This window comes from Umezawaea tangerina, assembly GCF_003002815.1.
Taxonomy (GTDB): domain Bacteria; phylum Actinomycetota; class Actinomycetes; order Mycobacteriales; family Pseudonocardiaceae; genus Umezawaea; species Umezawaea tangerina.
In genome coordinates this window covers 120,768-135,765 of the sequence record NZ_PVTF01000011.1, presented here as the reverse complement: position 1 = coordinate 135,765, position 14,998 = coordinate 120,768, and the positions used below count along the sequence as shown (strand labels likewise).

Sequence of the window (14,998 nt, the reverse complement as noted above, 5' to 3'; positions counted from 1 at the left end):
GTCGGCCGGCCTGATCAGGGTCGTCCGCCCGCGGGTCGGAGCACCATCGGAGTCGAAGAACCGAACGATTCCGAGCGGGGGCGGCCATGCCCGAGCAGGATCCCGACGACCACGTCCGGCGGCAGCTGCGCACCTTGCAGCGGGTGGTGGGCGGTCCCTCCGACGCGGTGCTGGCCCGGCGCAGCGGGGTGGCCGCCGCGACGTTCTCCGAGGTGATGTCGGGCAAGCGGCGGCCGCGGGAGGAGTTCGTGGCGAAGGTCGTGTCCGGTTGCCTGGTGTCCGCCCGCGCCTCCGGCCACGCGCCGCTGGACGAGCGGCGGCTCCTGCGCGCGCTCCGATTACCGGGGCACACCGCGTCCGACAGCGGCATCCTGGAGCGCGACGACGACCTCGACCGCTGCTCGGCGGTGCTGGAGTCGGTGCGCGCGCGGATGGGCGCCACCATCGTCGTCGAGGGGCCAGCGGGGATCGGCAAGTCCGAGGTGGTCGCCCACGTGTGCGCGGAGGCGGCCGCCAGGGGGATCGTGCCGCTGGCCGCGCGCGGCAACCAGCAGGACCGGACGCTGGCGTTCGGGGCCGTCCGCTCGCTGCTGGCCCGCTGGGTCGCGGGCCGCGACCCCCGTGAGCGGGAACGCCTCTTCGCGGGGGCCGCGGCGTTCGCGCGCGTCCCGCTCGGTCTGCCGCACCCCGGCAACACCGGCGCGTCCAGCGTGATCGGGCTGACCGAGGCGTTGTACTGGCTCGTGGTCAACGCGACCTCGCTGGTCGGCGCGGGCCACCCCGAGGACGGCCTGCTGCTCGCGGTCGACGACGCGCACTGGGTGGACGAGGAGTCGTTGCACTGGCTGGAGTTCCTCGGCGACCGGCTGTCCGGGCTGCCCGTCGTGCTGCTGCTCGCCCACCGGCCCCACCACGGGACGCCCGAGCTGGCGCGGATCGCCCTGGACGCCGAGGAGGTGGTGCGGCCGTCGCCGCTCGGGCCCGACGCGGTGCGCACGATCGTCGGCCGCGTCCTGCTCCCCCGCCTCACGACCCGCGAGCCCGACGAGCGGTTCTGCGCCGAGCTCCTCCGGCACAGCGGCGGCAACCCGTTCTACCTGCGCTGGATGCTCGACGTGGCGCGGGAACGCGGTCTGACCCCGACGGCGGCCAACGTCGGGCTGGTCGGCACGCTGACCCCGCGGCACGTCGTCCTGCACGTCACCGAACGGCTCCACGACCTGGGCCCGGCCGCCCGGCGGCTGGCCCACGCCATCGCCGTGCTGGGCCCCGGCTGCGCGCTGCGGCACGCCGCGCGGCTGGCCTCCCTGACGCCCGAGGAGGCCAAGCTCCAGTACGACCGGCTGTGCGCCGCGGCGGTCCTGCACCCCGGCCCCGCCGTGGACTTCCGCCACCCGATCATCCGCACCGCGGTCCACGACGCCATCGAGCCGTCCCGGCGCAGCGACACCCACCTCGCGGCGGCCCGGCTCCTGCACGGCGAGGACGCCGACACCTACGCCGTGGCCGCGCACCTGCTGCGCGTGCACACCGCCGCCGACCCGTGGGTGGTCGACCGGATGACCGCGGCGGCCGCCTCCGCGGCGGAGTCCGGTCTGTCCGCCACCGCGGCCCGCTACCTCAAGCGCGCGCTGGACGAGCCGCCACCGGCCTCGCGGATGTGCCGGGTGCGGCTGCGCTACGGCCAGGCGCTGGCACTGGGCGAGGTCGCGACGGCGCTGCCGGAGCTGCGCGCGGCCTACGACCAGGCGCCCGACGACGTGCTGCTCACCGAGGCGGCCATCGCGCTGGCCAAGACCCACGGCTACGCCGACCGGCTCGGTGACGCGGTCCGCCTCCTGGACAGCGCGCTCGACCGCTGCGGCGACGAGCCGTCGCGTGAACAGCTGCTGGCCGAGCAGGTGCTGTGGGCGACCTGGTGGGCCGACGACCCGCTCCGGTCCGACCGGATGGACCTGCTCGACCGCATCGCTCCCCCGCTGCCGGGCACCACCCACCCGCAGCGGCTGCTGATCACGGCCCACGCGTGGAGCCTCGTGCTGCGCGGCGAGCCGCCGTCCAGGGCGCTGGAGGCGGTGGAACGGGTCGTGCGGCGCGGTGTCGTGTTCGCCGACGCGGACCAGGGGATGGAGGTGGCGACGATGACCGCGTTCGTCCACCTGTACACCGAGCACCAGGACATCGCCCACGGCCTGTTCGACCAGGGGGTCGACGAGTTCGACCGGCACGGCTGGCACGGCACCCACCTCGCCTTCGCCCACACCAACCGGGGCCAGTCGGCACTGCTGGCCGGTCGGACGGCCGACGCGGTCGCCGACGCCGACATCGCCCTGCGCATCGCCGACCGCGGCGGCACGGGCACACCGGCGCAGTGGTTCGCGACCGGCACGCTCGTCCAGGCCCTGCTCGCCCGCGGCGACGTCGAGCGGGCCGCGGCCGTGTGCGCCGCGCGGAGCTACGGGGAGCGGCTGCCGGACGCCCTGATCCTGCCCGTCCCCAGAGCGGTGCTCGGCGCGCTGCGCCTGGCCCAGGGCGACCACGACCGGGCCGTCGCGGCGCTCCGGGAGGCCTGCCGGTGGCTGGACTCCGCTCCCGTGGCCAACCCCGCCGTGTGCCCGGCGCACCTGGACCTGGCGCTGGCGCTGCGGTTCTCCGCACCGGAGGAGGCGCACGAGATCGCCACCGCGGCGCACGCGCGGGCCGACCGGCTCGGCACCCCGACCACGAAAGGCCGGGCGCTGCGGGTGCTCGCGGAGTTGGCCCCGGACAACGGGATCGACCTCCTGGAGGAGTCGGCGCGTCTGCTGGAGAACTCCCCGGACCGGTGGCAGCGCCTGGTCACGCTGGCCGAGCTCGGCTCGGCCCTCCTGCGCGCCGACCACACCGGGGACGCCCGTCGGGCGTTGTCCCTGGCGCTCACCGCGGCCGACGAGTGCGGCGCCCTCGCGCTGCGGGACGTCATCGTGGGACGGCTCGTGCGCACCGGGGTCGTCGCGGGCGGCCCGAGCCTGGTGAACCTCGTGTCGCCGCGCCTGCTGCGGATCGCCCACCTCGCCGCCGAAGGCCGGTCCGAGGCCGACATCGCGCACCGGACAGCGCTCGGTCTGGACACCACGACCGCGCTCGTGCACGAGGCCTACGAGCGCTTCGGCGCCGCGTCGCGCGCCGAGCTCCGGCACGCGCTGGGCCCGACGACCTGAGCGTCAGTAGGGCCTGCCGAGGGTCTGGAAGGCGGTGCTCAGCAGCTCCACGTTCGCGGACGCGGGAGCGCCTTCCCGTTCCAGGCGCGACAGCTCCACGCTCGTCTCGACGACCGTGGTGACCCTGGCGCGGCGGCGGTCCATGAAGGTGTCGAAGGCCTCCGCCACCGTGGTCGCCGCGGAGACGCACCGCGCCAGCACGACGGCGTCCTCGATCGCCATGCCACCGCCCATCCCCATGTGCGCGGTGGTCGCGTGCGCGGCGTCGCCGATCAGGATCGTCCGGCCCCGGTGCCACGCGGAGGACAGGAGGATCCACTCGAACGGCCTGCCGATCAGGTCGGCGTCCGGGGTGAGGCGGCGCCTCATCTCCACGACGGCGGGCGCGGTGTAGGAGTCGAGGAGGCGGGTGAACAGCGCGTGCACGTCCTCGTCGGTCAGGTGCACGCGCTCCGGGATGGCCACCACGGCGGGGACGTAGATCAGCCCGCCGGGGAGGTGGTAGAAGCCAAGGCGGCCAACGGGTCCGAGGTACCACCCCTCGCCCTCGATGGGCGGACCGGACGTCATCCAGCGGAGGCTGTACTGCCCCGCGTAGGCGGGTTCGGGTCCGTCGGGGAAGAGCCGGGCGCGGGTGCGCGAACCGATGCCGTCCGCGCCCACGACGAGGTCGTAGCGGGCCTCGCGGCCGTCCGTCGTGGTGACGAGCACGCCGTCGTCGCGGTCGTCCGCGGTCAGGGTCGTCACGCCCCGGCGGATCTCGACACCCAGCCGCCGCGCGGCCTCCTCCAGGATGGTCAGGAGCACCGGGCGGTGGATGCCGACCGGCGTCTTCGCCCCCGGCCACCGCGGTCGGGTCGGTCCCCTGCTGATCAGCCGTCCGGCCGCGTCCAGCTGGTCCGCCGCGGTCGTTCCGGGGTGGAACGGCGTGCCGCGGGCGCAGCACTCGTCGTAGACGCCTAGCTCGTCCAGCGCCTCGGTCGCCCGGCCCGACAGGGCGAGCGACGCGCCCCCCGGCGCTTCGGCGAGCTCCACGACGTCGCAGTGCACGCCCGTCTGGGAGAGCGCGATCGCCGCCGACAGGCCGGCGATGCCGCCGCCGACGACCAACGCGGTCGAGACACAAGCCATGTGCGGTGAGCCTTTCCGGTCGGACCACGGGTGGTCCAAGTGGGGATGTCGGTCAGGGGTGCTGGGAGCCCAGGCGCGCGAAGAGGCGCTCGGCGTTACCGGTGGTGAGGCTCCGCCAGCCGCCAGGGGCGGCGTCGACGGTCGCCAGCTGGCCCAGGACCAGGTCCGCGGGCGTCCAGCAGTAGTCGCTGCCGTACAGGAGCTTTCCCGTGCCGAAGGCGCGGTCCACCGCGGGGACCTGGTCGGGGAACGGGGTTCCCGCCAGGTCGAACCACAGGCCGCGCAGCCGGTCCCGCACCGGGTCGCCTCCCAGCCCGAGGGCGAGGCGGAACATCTCCATCCGGCCCGCGAGCAGCGGCAGCGCCCCGCCGCCGTGGGTGAAGATCCACTCGATCCGCGGGTACCGGGCCTGCACACCGGCGAACACGAGGTCGGCCGCGGCGCGCGCGGAGTCGAACACGAACTCCAGCATGGGACGCGGGCGGCCCGACGTCACCGCGTCGGCGTGCGGAGGGGAGGTGGGGTGCACGAACACCACCGCCGCCCTGGCGTCGAGCTCCCGCCACAGCGGCTCGTACCGCGCGTCGCCGAGGTACACCCCGCCGTGGTTGGTCAGGACGACGACCCCGTCCGCGCCCAGCACGTCCAGGCCGTGCACCGCCTCCTCCAGCGCGCCTTCGGTGTCCGGCAACGGGAGGGAGGCGAAGAACCCGAACCGCGTCGGGTGCTCCTCGCGGACACCGGCGGCGAACTCGTTGACCTCGCGGCTGAGCAGCCGTGCGGCCCGGTCATCGCCGAAGTGCGTTCCCGGCGAGGAGAGGGACAGCAACGACGTCCGGATCCCCCCGCGGTCCATGAGGTCCAGGTGGTCGGCACTGCTCCACGTCGGCCACGACGGCATCCCGTCCGGGTGCAGGACCCCGGCCGCCTCGGCGGCGGCGACGTAGCTTCCGGTGACGAAGTGGGCGTGCACGTCGATCAGCGGTTCGGACGACAACGGCATGGGATTCCTCACCGGGGTGGGTTCTGAGCGGATCGGGAGGCGGTGCGCAGCCCGCGCAGCGCCTGGTTCACGAGCACGAGCCCGTCGAGCATCGACGTCGCGGCCGCGGTCATGCCTTCGTTCGGGACCAGGGACCCGCCCGCGTCGACGAACCGCCGCACGAAGGGGATGGACACGGCCTCGGGGATGGGGGTCATCCCCAGCGTGGTGACCACCTGCGTGATCATCTGCGTCGCCCGCGTGCCCGCCGACACACCCCCGTAGGAGACCAGGCCCACCGGCTTGTGGCGCCACTCGTGGTGCAGGTAGTCGATGGCGTTCTTCAGTTCGGCGTTGTAGCCGTGGTTGTACTCCGGCATGACGAACACGAACGCCTCGGCCGCGGCGACCTTCGCGCTCCAGTCCCTGGTGTGCCGGTGCACGTACCGGGCCAGGCGCGGGTGGTGGGGCTCGTCCATGAACGGCAGGTCGACCTCCGCCAGGTCCAGCACCTCGACCTCCGCGAACCCGTTGTGCGCCTTCGCCTCCGCCTCGACCCACCGGGCGACGACCGGACCGACCCTGCCGGGCCTGGTGCTCGCCGCGATGATCGACAACCTGGACATCCGCCACTCCTCCCGTCGACGTCGACCGCGGTGTCAGAAGATGGCCAGCGGGTTGACCGGCAGGCCGGTGGCGCCGGTGATGGCCGCCGGGGCGACCACGAGCAGGAAGCTGTGGCGGTCGAGCTCGCGGCAGGTCGCGGCCAGGGCGGTCACGTCGGCGTTGTCGACGAGCGGCATGCCCAGCCGCGCGAGTGCGACCTGGTGCAGGACGTGGGCGCCGCCGGGACGGACCGGCGGCGGGTCGCCGATGTCGCCCGCGTACAGGCTCACCTCGCGGTCGGCCAGCCACCGCACGGCGCTGACGGCGAGAGCGGGCACGGGGTCGGTCAGGTGGTCGGCGATCCTCCAGCCGCCCCGGACGACGAGCGCGTCCCCCGATTCCAGCCGCACGCGGGCGCGCCACTCGGCGTCGGCGAGGTCCTGCCCGGTCACCGGGTGACCGGGTTCGAGACGGCCGTCCGGGGCGAGGTCGAGGAAGACGCCGCGGGTGGTGATCCCCGCCGCGAACGGTGTGGTGGAGCCATGCCGGACCGTCCCGCCGACGACCGCCCGCGCCACCGGCACGCCGGGGTACACCTGGTCGCCGACCGGGACGTGGACCAGGGCGTCGACGTGCGTGACGGCGCCGTGGTGGGTGTTGACGACCAGGACGTCGGTGAGGGCCCGCGCGGGTGAGCCGGTGAAGCACATCATCTGCAGGACACCCGTGGGCATTCCGCTGGTGCCGAAGGGAACGGGCCCGGCGACCGGCGCGGTCGGCACGGGGAGGCCGAGCGGGACGACACGTCCCGTCGTCGCCTCGGCCACGCCTCGGGCGCGCGCGTCGTCCGTGATGAAGTTCAGGGTGCCGTGCTCGTCGTCGAGGCCCCACCGGCCCCAGTTGGTCGGCAGGTCCTCGGTGCTGTCCGGTGACGTCATCGTCCGGTCACTCGCTCTTCCTCGTCGCTGGAGTGGAATCGTTGGGGCGCAGGGCTTCGACGAGCTCGTCGCGAGCGGCGACCCGGTCGAAGCCCGCGACCGCGGGGTAGCGGTAGGGGCCCAGGCGCAGCACGAGGGCCGCGCACACGACCAGCAACCCGGCCAGCCAGGGCAGGACGGCGTCGTAGCCGCCCAGCACGTCACGGCCGAGGTTCACGGCCGGCGGGCCGAAGGCGGAGGTCAGCATGACGGCGGCCTGGAGGATCCCGAGCAGGCCGCCGAAGCGGCGCATGCCCAGGTACCGGCTGACGAAGAAGGGCAGCAGGTCCACCTCGACGCCGAAGGCGACGCCGACCAGCGCGGTCCCGGCCGCCGCGCTCGCGAACGGGCCGTGCAGCAGGAACACCCCGACGGCCGGGCACAGGACCACGACGGCGCACACGACCGGTGCGTGGAAGCGGTCCAGGAGCGCGCCGCCCACCACCCGGCCCAGCAACGAGGCCAGGCCGAACACCGTGAGCAGGGAGGCGGCGCGGCCGGGTGCGACGCCCTGGTCGAGCATCATCGGCACGATGGACACCTGGATGCCGACCACGGCGACACCGGTCGCGCAGAGGTTGACCGCGATCATCCAGAAGTGCTTGTCGCGCAACGACTCCCGGACGTCCAGCCCCGGCGGTTCCAGGCTCACCACCCGGTCGTCCGCGACGACCACCTTGACCAGCCGACCGCGCAGCGCCCGTTCGGCCCGGACCCGGACGAGGGCGAACACCGCGGTCAGCGAGACGACGAACGCGACCAGGGCCAGCCACCGGTAGGTGACCCGCCAGCCGTGCGCGGTGAGCAGGGCGCTCACGAGCAGCGGGGTCGTGGCCGCGCCGAGCGCGGCGAACGCCGCGGTCACGCCCACCGCCGCTCCGCGCCTGTTGTCGAACCAGCTGAGCGTGGCCTTGACGAACGGGATCATCGTGCCCCCGGCGAAGACGCCGGTGAGGAAGAACAGGCCGTAGAACAGCGGCAGGGCACGGGGAACCGCGGTGACCAGCGCCAGGCACGCGCAGTACAGCGCCCAGGACGGCGCGACGACCCACCGGAACGCGAACCGGTCCAGCAGGTGGCCGACCACCGGTGTCCCCACCGCCTGCCCCAGCGCCATGGAGGTGAACGCGGCGGTGACCGCGGTGCGGCTCCACCCCGTGTCCTCGGCGATGGGGACGACGAACAGGCTCAGCGTGCTCACGACCATCGGGCCCGCGCTGACCGCCATGGCGAGACCGGCCCCCGTCGCGACCCACCAGGGGCCGCGCGGGCGGTTCGGTCGCTGTGCGACGACTTCGTTCACCGGAAGGACTTTCCCGTCGGTAGGGGCCTGGGCAGGGCTCCTAAGCTAGGAGCGACCGCGGGGAATGGCACCGTCGATGCCACTGAGTGGAACGGAAGACCATGTCGTCATCGAATCCGGGGAGCGGTTCCGGCGCGGGCGAGGCGCTCATCGAGCGGGCGTTCGCCCTGCTGGGCTCGTTCGACTCCGAGCACCGCGCGCTGCCGCTCGCGGGACTCACCCACCGCACCGGCATGCCGCGCAGCACGGTGCTCCGCCTGGCCCGTCAGCTGACCGCCGTCGGCGCGCTCGAACGCCTCGACGACGGCCGCTTCGTCATCGGCCTGCGCCTGCTGGAGGTGGCCTCGCTCGCGCCGCGGGGGCACGGGCTGCGCGCCGTCGCGATGCCGTTCATGGAAGACCTCTTCCACGTCACCGGTCAGCACGTCCTGCTCGCGGTGCGCGACAACGACGAGGCCCTGCTGGTGGAACGGCTCTCCGCGCACGACGCCGCCCCGGTGCGGTTCCGGGTCGGCGAGCGCGTGGCCATGACCACCACGGGCGTGGGGCTCGTGCTCCTGGCGAACGCCCCGGTCGACGTGCAGGAACGCGGCCTGCGCGCCTTCGTCCCGGTCGACACCGACGACACCCTCCGCACCGCCGACGACCTGCGCCGCGGCCTGGCCGAGATCCGGCGGGGCGACTACGCGGTGGCGCGGCGCACCGACCCGAGGGCTCCCCGCACCACGGTCGCCGCACCGATCCGCAACGGCCGCGACGTCGTCGCCGCCCTCTCGGTCGTCGTACCGAGCCCGGAGTTCGACCCCGCGGCCTACGTACCGGCCGTCCGCGCCACCGCCCGCGCGATCTCGCGCCAGCTGACGACCACCGACGCGTTCGGCTGAGCCGTGACCGCGCAGCGCCGCCCAGCCGAGACGGGCCGCGGTCGATCGAGCACCTCGCCGGATCCGGTCGTGCGCTGTCGCCGTGGTGTCGCCCGCGTGTCCCACCGCGGCGGGTACGAACTACCCGCCGCGCGACCGCGACGGCCGTCCACACAGGACCGGTGGACGTCAGGCCGACGAAGGAAGACCGATGACGGAGATCGCCAGGACGACCGCGCACCCTCCCGCCGACCAGGAGGCGCTGCTCCCGCCCGGCTACGAGGAGCTGCCGAGCAACTGGGGTCGGTGGGGCCAGGACGACGACCTCGGCACGTTGAACCTCATCACCGACGAGGCGCGGGCCAGGGGTGCCGCCGAGGCGCGGACCGGGCGCGTGGTCTCGCTGGCGCACCCGGTCGACCCCGTCGTCGTGGCGGGTGGGCGGCCCGGTCCGCCGCGGCTCGTGCCGATGCCCGCACCGCTGCTCCAGACCATGGTCTACGTGGGGTCGCCGTCCCTCGCCACCGTCGACACGATGACCGTGACCACCCACCACGTCGCGCTCACGCACATCGACGCCCTCGGGCACGTGACAGTGGACGGCCGGGTGTACCCCGGCGTCCCCCTCGACGAGGCGACCGCGGGCGGGACGCTGAACCGCGCCTCGACCACCGCCTTCGTGGACGGTGTGGTCACCCGCGGGGTGCTGCTCGACCTCGCGGTGGGCGGCAGGCTGGACCCCGCCACGGCGGTCACCGCGGCGGACCTGGAGGAGGCCGAGACCAGGTCGGGCGTGCGGGTCACGAGCGGTGACGCGCTCGTGGTGCGCGGCGGCTGGACGCGGCACCTCCCGCGGCCGGAGCCCGCGCCCTGGTTGTCCCTGGGGGCCGTCCTCTGGATGGCCGACCGCGGGGTGGGCCTCATCGCGAGCGACATCGGGGACCGGCCCCCGCAGCTCGGCGAGGTGATGCCGCTGCACGCGGTCGCGCTCGCCCGGCTGGGGACGCCGCTGGTCGACAACGCCGCCGTGGACGCCCTGGGGGACGTGTGCGCCGAGCTGGACCGGTGGAGCTTCCTGTTCACGTTGGGCGCGCCGCCGTTCCGCGGGCTGACGGGCGTGCCGGTGAACCCGCTCGCGGTGTTCTAGCCCTCGGCGTTCCGGTGCCGCTCGGGGTGGCGGCGACCTCGGCGAGGCCGCTGAGGGCCGCCGCCTCGCCGGAGGGGTGACCGATCTCGCGGGACAGGTCGAGGGCGAGCCGGTAGTGGGAGGCCGCGTCCTGGTGGCGGTGGCGCGCGGCGGCGAGCGCACCCAGGTTGACCAGCGCACGGGCCTCCCCCGCCCGGTCCCCCAGCTCGCGGAACAGCTCCGCGGCCCGGCGGTGGTGCTCCTCGGCCTGCTCGTGCCCGCCCTGGCACCGGTGGACCACGCCGAGCGCGTCCAGGCCGCGGGCCTCCCCCGACCGGTCGCCGACCTCACGGCTCAGCGCGAGTGCCAGGCGGAGGTGACCGGTCGCCTCCTCGTGCCGACCTTCCCGCGAGCTGAGCTCACCGAGGCCGACCAGGGTGTGCGACTCACTCGTCCGGTCGCCGATCTCGCGGAACAGGTCCAGGGCCAGCCGGTTCCGGTCGGCTGCCTCGCGGTGGCGGCCCTGCTCCAGGGCGAGCGCGCCGAGGCTGCCCACGGCCTTGGCCTGCCCGAGCCGGTCGCCGGTCTCCCGGAAGAGGTCCAGGGCCTGCTCGAAGTGGGCCGTGGCCTCCGGGACGTGCCCCTGCTCCTTGGCGACCAGCCCGAGGTAGAGCAGCGCACGGGCCTCGCCGAGGCGGTCCCCGACCTCGCGGAACAGCTCCAGCGCCCGCCGCGCGGAGAGCAGGGCACGGCGGAAGCGGCCCTGCCGGTGGTCGATGATCGCGATGCGGGCCAGCGCCGTGGCCTCGGCGTGGGAGTCGCCCGTGCCGTGGGCGGCGCGACGGGCGGCGTGGTGGATCGCCAGGGCCTCGGCGTGCACGCCGCCCATGAGGTAGCGCGACAGGGTGGCCGACAACCGGATGGCGTCCTCGGGGCGACCGTGCTCGGCGATGGCGGCGAGGGTGGCGCGTTCGGCGTCGAGCCACGCCCGTGCCCCGGCGGCGTCGTGCACGGGTGGACCGGGTGCGGGTGGCGGGTCGACGCGGGGACGGCGGTGGCCCTCGAAGGGGAACAGGGTGTCCATCGCGGTGGCCGCGGTGCACAGGTAGTGGTCGGACAGCCGGGACAGCGCCGCCCGCCGCTCCTCGTGCGGGGTGGTGAGGTCGCGGGCGTGAGCGCGCAGCAGGTCGTGCATGCCGAACCGGTCGGGCCCCGCGGTGTGGACGAGGTGGGCGCGGGTGAGCCGGTCGAGCAGCAGGTCGACCCGGTGCACGGGCAGGTCCGCGAGTGCGGCGGCCGCGTACCGGTCGAGGTCGGCGCCGGGGTGCAGGCCGAGCAGCCGGAACAGGCGGGCGGCGTCGGGGTCGAGGTCGCGCGACGACCAGGAGAGCACCGCGCGCACGCTGCCCGCGTCCTCGCCGGTGTCCAGCTCGGACAGCCGGTCCGGGGTGTCGCGGAGCCTGCCCGCGAGGGTGGCCAGGGGGACGTCGGGGCGGGCGAGGGCGTGGGCGGCGGCGATGTTGAGCGCCAGCGGCAGCCGCGCGCACAGCCCGACCAGCTCGTCGACCGCCTCCGGTTCCGCGGCGACGCGGTCGGCTCCGAGCCGGTGCGCCAGCAGGGCGCGGGCCTCGGTCGTGGTGAGCAGGTCCAGCGACAGGGGGTGCGCGCCGTCGACGGCGACCAGTCCGGTCAGCGCGTCGCGGCTGGTGACCAGCACCAGGCAGCCCGGTGTCCCCGGCAGCAGCGGGCGCACCTGGTCGGCGTCGCGGGCGTTGTCCAGCACGACCAGGACCCGCCGCCCGGCCAGTTCGCTGCGGTACAGGGCGGACCGGGCGTCCGGGGTGGCCGGGATCCGCGCGGCCGGGACGCCGAGTGCCTCCAGGAAACCCAGGACCGCCGTCCCGGCGGGCACGGGGACCCCGGCGGGGTCGAAGCCGCGCAGGTTCGCGTACAGCTGACCATCGGGGAAGCGGTGCGCGTTCTCCTGGCCCCAGCGCAGGGCGAGCGCGGTCTTGCCGATCCCGGCGGCACCGCCGATCGCGGAGACCACCACCGCGCTCCGGTCTGCCTCCGCGCGTGCGGCGAGCCCGGTCAACGCCCGGAGCGCGCCGGCGCGGCCGGTGAAGTGCGGACCGCCCGCCGGCAGCTGGCGCGGCACCGACCTCGCCACCGCTCCCGCCGGTGGTCCGTCGAGGGCCGGGTCGCCTGCCAGGATCCGCTGGTGCAGCTCGCGCAGCGGACCGGCGGGCTCGACCCCCAGCTCCGCGACCAGCACCCGTCGGGCGTCGCGGTAGGCCGCCAGCGCCTCACCCTGCCTGCCGCCGCGGTACAGCGCGAGCATCAGCAGCCCGTGGACGTGCTCGCGCAACGGGTGCTCCTCGACCAGCCGCGACAGCTCGGGCACCAGGTCGTCGTGGCGGCCCAGGTTGAGGTCGGCCTCGATCCGCCACTCCAGGGCCTGGGCCCGCAGCCGGTCCAGGCTCGGGACGTGGACCTCCCGCAGCACCCGCGACGGGGCGTCCTGCAACGGCGTCCCCCGCCACAGGGCCAGGGCACCACCCAGCAGGTCCGCCGCCCGCGCCCAGTCGTGCGCCCGCACCGCCGCCCCACCTCGGGCGCAGCACGCCTCGAACCGGAGCAGGTCCACCTCGTCCTCACCCGCCAGGAACGCGTAACCGGGGCTGCGCGTGACGATCCGCCCGGCCACCTCCGGGCCCACCGCGCGGCGCACCCGCGTCAGGTACCGGCGCACCGTCCGCGCGGCCGCGGGTGGCGGTGCGCCGTCCCAGACGACCTCCGCCAGCTCGTCGGCCCCCACCACCTGGTTCGCCCGCGCCACGAGCGCCGCCAGCAGCACCCGCGGACGAGCCCCCACCACCGGGATCTCGACGCCGGACCCGTCGGTCACCAGCAACGGCCCCAGGATCCCGAACCGCACCACGCGACTCCTCCTCCGTGCGATCGACCACCGCGCCGCGAACGGCGGCTCGCCCACCAGGGTAGGAATCGGCTGGCCTCGCCGCGTCGGGGCGTACCACGCTCGGTGGGTGAGCTGGGACGAGGCATTCGCGGTCTGCGACGAGGAGTGGTCGGCCCACATGACCGAGGACGTCGCGTTCTCCACGGGCCTCGCGGGCGAGGCCGACGGGCCGGTGGTCGAGCCGGCGGTGGGAACGGCCGGGTCGCGATCCCGGTCGCGCGCTCGACCGGGCGCCGGGTGATCGGCCTCGACCTCTCCCCCGCGGCGAACGGTCAGGGGTGGTCGCGCGCGATGAACTCCATGGCCAGCTTCGCGCCCTCGTCCGTGATCGTGGGCGTGTGGCCCGCGCCCGCGACCTCGACGAGCCGGGCGTTGGGGAACTGCGCGGCCGCCTCCTCGCCGGACGCGGTGGAGGTGTTGGCGTCGAGGTCGCCGGACAGCACCAGCACGGGGACGTCGGCGAGCTTGGTGCCCTTGGCGACCGGGGCGGTGGCGGTCGGGTCCGCGGGCCAGTCCAGGCAGGCGCCCGCGTCGTAGGAGTCCCTGGTGACCCAGGCCTTCGGGGAGAACGGGGCGAAGTCCTCCGCCTTCAACCGCGCCAGGGCGTCGGCGAAGGCGCGCTGCCGTTCGGCCGCGCTGTCGGCGTAGGAGAAGTCGCGCTGGTAGTCGTGGCAGGTAGTGGCCCAGGCGAGCGGTTCCGACACGAGCCCCACGCCCATCGCGGGGATGGAGGCCATCTCCAGCAGGTGCGCCTTGACCAGCTCCTGGACCGGGGCGAGGTCACCGGCCCTGGCCGCAGCCAGCGCGGCGGCCAGCGCCAGCTTCGTCTCGACGTCCGCGGCACCGGAGTAGAGCTTCCCGACCGTCCCGGCCAGTTGCCACTCGTCGAGCACCACGTCGAAGGACCTCCCCTCGAACGGCACGGTGAACGCCACGGGCGCGGTGCGCAGCCTCGCGGCGAGGGCCGCGAGGTCGGCCAGGACCGTCGGGCCGGAGCACGACGTGGTGCGCTCGCACACCAGCCCGATCGCACGGCGCAACGCGGCCGCGGCGAACGCCCCCGAGGAGTCGTGGTCGGTGTTGACGGGGTAGGCCCCGGACAGGACCACCGACCGGACGTGATCGGGGTGGCGGGCGGCGTAGGTGGTCATCAGGTACGTGCCGTAGGAGTCGCCCAGCAGGTCGACGCGGTCCACGCCCACCGCGGCGCGGACGTCGTCGAAGTCGTCGGCCACGGCGGCCGTGCCGTAGTACCCCGCCTTGTCCCCCAACGCTTCGCCGCACCGCCCGATGGCGGCGCGCTGGACCTCCACCGCCGCGAACACCCTGGCGGGGTCCTCCAACGACGGGCAGCTGATCGGGGCGGACCTGCCGACCCCGCGCGGGTCGACGAGCAGCAGGTCGCGGCGGTCGAGAACGGGCCGCAGCCCTTCGGCGTAGCGGAAGCCGACCAGGTCCACGGTGCCGGAGCCCGGCCCGCCGGGGTTGGTGACGATCGTGCCCAGCGACGGCAGCGCCTGGTTCGCGCGGGGCACGAGGGCGAAGGCCACCTCCGTGGTCCCCGCCTCCGGGTGTGACCGGTCCAAGGGGACAGTGATGCTGCCGCACCGCGCCGTCGGGATCTTCGGGACCGCACAAGGCGTCAGCGCGACGGCGGAGGAGGTCGGCGAGGTCTGCGGTGGTGCCGACGGCGGGTCGTCCTCAGCGCAACCGGCCGCCACCAAGGCGGTCGCGACGACGATGGCGGTGATGCGCTTGCACTCCATGGTGATCCCTCGGCCGGTCCGTGAACCGGTGCCCGGCTCAGGACGTCGACGACCGCGCGGCCGT

The 14,998-nt window shown here is 75.0% G+C and carries 11 protein-coding genes; 4 read left to right on the top strand and 7 right to left on the bottom strand.

Translation table 11 applies throughout. The features are described 5' to 3' along the window. The first annotated feature begins 86 nt into the window (after positions 1 to 86). Positions 87 to 3,200 carry an ATP-binding protein gene (locus CLV43_RS32925; RefSeq protein ID WP_106192154.1) on the top strand — a complete coding sequence of 1,038 codons (3,114 nt, stop codon included), beginning with the start codon at positions 87 to 89 and terminating at the stop codon, positions 3,198 to 3,200. A gap of 3 nt (positions 3,201 to 3,203) precedes the next feature. On the opposite strand, the gene CLV43_RS32920 is transcribed toward CLV43_RS32925, so the two are convergent. The 5 genes from CLV43_RS32920 to CLV43_RS32900 are packed head-to-tail and all read right to left on the bottom strand — an operon-like array spanning position 3,204 to position 8,199. Next, the gene (locus CLV43_RS32920) at positions 3,204 to 4,331 is read right to left on the bottom strand and encodes an FAD-dependent monooxygenase (RefSeq protein ID WP_106192153.1); all 1,128 of its coding nucleotides are present in this window, start codon (positions 4,329 to 4,331) and stop codon (positions 3,204 to 3,206) included. Positions 4,332 to 4,383: 52 nt separating this feature from the next. Beyond that, positions 4,384 to 5,334 carry an amidohydrolase family protein gene (locus CLV43_RS32915; protein ID WP_211304670.1) on the bottom strand — a complete coding sequence of 317 codons (951 nt, stop codon included), beginning with the start codon at positions 5,332 to 5,334 and terminating at the stop codon, positions 4,384 to 4,386. A gap of 8 nt (positions 5,335 to 5,342) precedes the next feature. Then, a complete protein-coding gene (locus CLV43_RS32910; RefSeq protein ID WP_106192151.1) occupies positions 5,343 to 5,939 on the bottom strand; it encodes an NADPH-dependent FMN reductase in 597 nt (198 codons plus the stop codon). A 33-nt stretch (positions 5,940 to 5,972) separates the two neighbouring features. Then, on the bottom strand, positions 5,973 to 6,857 hold the full coding sequence (locus CLV43_RS32905) for a cyclase family protein (protein ID WP_106192149.1): 885 nt from the start codon (positions 6,855 to 6,857) through the stop codon (positions 5,973 to 5,975). Positions 6,858 to 6,864: 7 nt separating this feature from the next. Further along, on the bottom strand, positions 6,865 to 8,199 hold the full coding sequence (locus tag CLV43_RS32900; RefSeq protein WP_146174987.1) for an MFS transporter: 1,335 nt from the start codon (positions 8,197 to 8,199) through the stop codon (positions 6,865 to 6,867). A gap of 101 nt (positions 8,200 to 8,300) precedes the next feature. On the opposite strand from CLV43_RS32900, the gene CLV43_RS32895 reads away from it, so the two are divergent. Together CLV43_RS32895 and CLV43_RS32890 are read left to right on the top strand one after the other, a co-directional pair. Beyond that, a complete protein-coding gene (locus CLV43_RS32895; protein ID WP_106192479.1) occupies positions 8,301 to 9,083 on the top strand; it encodes an IclR family transcriptional regulator in 783 nt (260 codons plus the stop codon). 190 nt (positions 9,084 to 9,273) lie between these two features. Beyond that, positions 9,274 to 10,209 (top strand): cyclase family protein, encoded by a 936-nt coding sequence (locus CLV43_RS32890; protein WP_106192146.1) that lies wholly within the window; start codon positions 9,274 to 9,276, stop codon positions 10,207 to 10,209. Here CLV43_RS32890 and CLV43_RS32885 read toward each other — a convergent pair. After that, positions 10,142 to 13,126 carry an AfsR/SARP family transcriptional regulator gene (locus CLV43_RS32885; RefSeq protein ID WP_170156122.1) on the bottom strand — a complete coding sequence of 995 codons (2,985 nt, stop codon included), beginning with the start codon at positions 13,124 to 13,126 and terminating at the stop codon, positions 10,142 to 10,144. The genes CLV43_RS32890 and CLV43_RS32885 overlap by 68 nt on opposite strands. Positions 13,127 to 13,235: 109 nt before the next feature. On the opposite strand from CLV43_RS32885, the gene CLV43_RS48060 reads away from it, so the two are divergent. After that, positions 13,236 to 13,409, top strand: a complete 174-nt coding sequence (locus CLV43_RS48060; RefSeq protein ID WP_170156121.1) for a hypothetical protein — start codon at positions 13,236 to 13,238, stop codon at positions 13,407 to 13,409. A gap of 31 nt (positions 13,410 to 13,440) precedes the next feature. Here CLV43_RS48060 and CLV43_RS32880 read toward each other — a convergent pair whose 3' ends face one another. Continuing rightward, on the bottom strand, positions 13,441 to 14,934 hold the full coding sequence (locus CLV43_RS32880) for an alpha/beta fold hydrolase (RefSeq protein ID WP_170156120.1): 1,494 nt from the start codon (positions 14,932 to 14,934) through the stop codon (positions 13,441 to 13,443). Between the last annotated feature and the right edge of the window lie 64 nt (positions 14,935 to 14,998).